Here is a 3,171-nt window from a genome sequence, read left to right on the forward strand (position 1 = left end):
CGCCCTGCTGCTGACTCTCTGCGCCGCCGTACTCGCGTGGCGCATGCTGCTGGTGCATCAATTCTCCGCCATTGATCTGCACTCCGGCTCAGCTCACCATCCACGCACCTGCCATGCCACGGACACTCGTCTGGATGGCCTGCTCTTCGGCTGTGCTCTCGCAGTCTGGGGAAATCCTGCCTTGGATCCCACGCGCATTCGGCGCAGTCACTGGCTTTGGCTGCTGTTGCCTTCCTGTGTCGCCCTCCTGCTGGCCACATTCGTCATCCGCAGCGTCCCTTTTCGCGAGACATGGCGTTACACTCTTCAAGGACTTGCCCTGATGCCTGTCTTCATCGCCGTCATCCGCTACTCCGACGCCCTGCCCCTGCGTTTCTTGAACTGGCGCTGGGCCAGCCGTCTAGGCGTGCTTTCATACGCGTTTTACCTGACGCACGCGCTGCTGCTGTCACTCGTCTCGCACTGGCTGCCTGCACCTGAAGGTCTGAGCCATCTCCATCTCATGCTGCTTCGTGGCACCGTAGCATTCCTCCTCACGCTCGCAGCCTCCTGGATGATGCATCAGTGGGTCGAAAAACCCTTCTTGCGCCTGAGACGCCGTCTCGGTAGCAGCAGTAAGCCAGCAGAGCATAAGCAATCGGGCGCATTAGTGTTGAATCAAGTTTAGCTAAGCCTAAACCTCGATTCATTCTTGCCTCCAAAGCCTGATTTGAAACGACCCGGCTTGCGGTCTGCGTGTTTCGTTCGGAGCGTACCATTGTAACACAATTCCAGTGTTCCTTTTGAGCTTCCAAAATCATGAACACCCCTCCCTCCATTCGCGTCGCCTGTGTCGAGGATGATCCTCATTTTCAGGCGTTTCTGAGAAAAATCTTGGTGCCAGAGCGTGGCTTTAACCTTTTGGATATTTTCAACAACGCCGAACAAGCCGTGGCATCCATCTTGGACTCCAGGCCGGATGTTGTGCTGCTCGACATGAAGCTGCCGGGAAAGACCGGCATTGATTGCTTGAGCATGCTCGAATGCCACATGCCTGCCACAGCATTTGTCATGCTGACTGGCGATGACACCCCGCAGCAGGTCTTCGCCGCGCTAAAGGCCGGTGCATGCGGCTACGTGCTGAAGACCGCACCGACCGAGCATCTGCTCGAAGCCGTGCGCGCCGCCGCGATCGGCGGTGGCCCGCTGAGTCCAGCCATTTCGCGCGTGGTGATTTCGGCGTTCCAAACCAAATCGGCAAAAGTTCAGCCCCGCATCCCCGGCATCACGCACCGTGAAAATGAACTGCTGGGTCTGTTTGTGAAAGGTCTGAGCGCCAAAGAAGCCGCCTATGAGATGGGAATCAGCTATGAAACCGTTCGTGATTATTTAAAGACCATCTATCACAAGCTCAAGGTCAGATCACGCACCGAAGCCGTGCTGAAATATGTCCGCAACCAGCAGGGGCCGGCACTGGCCTTCTGATCAGCGCACACGCAGCTGCTTCTTGCTTCGGACTGCCGCCCTGCGGCTCATCTCCATCCCGGACACCATCCCGGCGAGCATGAGCCAGTGAGACAGATTCTTTGTCTGCGTCAGAATGCGCTCCACCGTTCCATGCAGGTAGCAGATAGACAGCGCCACGAGAATGCCGAAAGCGACATAGCCCATCAGGCTTTTGCCATGATAGAGCCAGGCTCGTAGCGCGCACCAAAGCGTGACCGCCTCAAAGAGCAGAAACAGCGACCAGCCCATCCACCCGTTCTCCGCCAGCAGCAGGTAGTAGAGGCTTTCCGTCAGCGGATTGCCCCAGTAAAGTTCATCAATGATCGCAAAACCGCGCTCAGCGTCCCATTCCTCCAAAATGGCGCTGTATTTCGCGCCCAGCGGACGGCTGTTGGCGAGGCCATAGTTGTTCCAGCCGATTCCCAGCAGCGGGTAATCGTGCAGCATGGCCAGGCACTGGCGGTTCAGCACCGGACGCAGATCCTCGGCATTCTTTTCCTTGCTCTCCTTGACCTCCTTGAGGCGTGAATTGAGCGAGTCCATGGCAAACATCATCACCATCACGGCACCCACCACACCCATCACAGAAAACACTGCCGTGCGCACCCCGGGGCCACGCAGCCATGCCATGCCAAGTACGATCGCAGCCCCCACGGCATACGCGGCCAGTGCAGCCCGTGAAACCGAAAGCAGCACACACAGCCACAGCAGCCGCCCTTTGATATCCTTGTGCAAAGCAGCCGCAAACACCACGCAGGCCGTCATGTACGCCCACATGGACATGGGGTTCTGATGCTCAAACCAGCCCTTGATCTGAAAGTAGCCTTCGAGGTAGCGCATCTTCATGCAAATCCAGCCCTGCACCACCAGGCTGAGCCCCAGCCCGATCAAGGCGGCTCGCAGATCTTTGTCATCACGCAGATACATCGCAGCCGCCACAAAGATCAGCGTGCCTTTGCCAAAACGCGAAAAGGCCATCCAAGCCATCGAAGCATCCCAGGCATTGGCCACGGAAAGCAATCCCACCACCGTCCACATTGCATACACCCATGTTCCAGGCGGCCACCCTTTGCGCGGCGGCACCGCCGGATCACGCGGACTTTGCGCCACGGCGATGATCAGAGCGATGGCAAACACCTCGATCAGGGAAACCTCATAGCCCTTGGTGTGGCCACGGTACTTCTCGATGCTGCCAATCATCAGCGTGAATCTTCCCGGCTGCAGTGTGGGCATGAAAATCATCAGTCCAAACAACGCCCGCTGCCAGGCGCGCCGCGATGCCATCATCACCCCGAGCAACGGCGCAAAACCGCCGTAGAGCAGCAGGGCAATCAAGAGTTTGAAAAGATCCTTCACAGCTGAAATCAAGCCCTGACACCGCATCATCTCACCGCCCCCGATTGAGGGGGGAGCAAACACCCCCGCACGCATTTAGATTTCGACTCACCTCTTCTCCAGCATGCGTCCCACCATCGGTGTCCTCATCCGCTTCAAGAACTCCGCAGCCACACTTCCGCGTGTGCTGCAACGACTGCAGGCGCAAACCATCCGGCCCCTCTTCATCCTCGGCGTGGACACCGGAAGCACGGACGATTCAGCTGCGCTGATCACTCAAGCGGGAGGCCGGGTGATTGCATGGTCGCAGCCCTACCATCATGCGCGTGTGCTCAATTACGGTCTCAAGCA

At 58.1% G+C, this 3,171-nt stretch carries 4 protein-coding genes; 3 read left to right on the top strand and 1 reads right to left on the bottom strand.

Features of this window, described 5'->3' with window-relative positions; all coding sequences use genetic code 11:
- Positions 1–667: acyltransferase family protein (locus tag ACIREA_RS29360; RefSeq protein WP_397385874.1), on the top strand; the 667-nt coding region annotated here is incomplete at its 5' end.
- Between the two features lie 131 nt (positions 668–798).
- Positions 799–1,464, top strand: a complete 666-nt coding sequence (locus ACIREA_RS29365; protein WP_397385875.1) for a response regulator — start codon at positions 799–801, stop codon at positions 1,462–1,464.
- Here ACIREA_RS29365 and ACIREA_RS29370 read toward each other — a convergent pair whose 3' ends face one another.
- Positions 1,465–2,820 carry an O-antigen ligase family protein gene (locus ACIREA_RS29370; protein WP_397385876.1) on the bottom strand — a complete coding sequence of 452 codons (1,356 nt, stop codon included), beginning with the start codon at positions 2,818–2,820 and terminating at the stop codon, positions 1,465–1,467.
- A gap of 124 nt (positions 2,821–2,944) precedes the next feature.
- Between ACIREA_RS29370 and ACIREA_RS29375 the strand changes: the two genes are divergently transcribed.
- A partial coding sequence (locus ACIREA_RS29375; protein WP_397385877.1) for a glycosyltransferase family 2 protein occupies positions 2,945–3,171 on the top strand: 227 nt, incomplete at its 3' end.

Source organism: Prosthecobacter sp. (assembly GCF_044373815.1).
Taxonomy (GTDB): Bacteria; Verrucomicrobiota; Verrucomicrobiia; order Verrucomicrobiales; family Verrucomicrobiaceae; genus Prosthecobacter.

Bases quoted from the DNA above. Each gene is read 5' to 3' on its own strand.
- ACIREA_RS29365 (WP_397385875.1), top strand. From the start codon at position 799: ATGAACACCCCTCCCTCCATTCGCGTCGCCTGTGTCGAGGATGATCCT.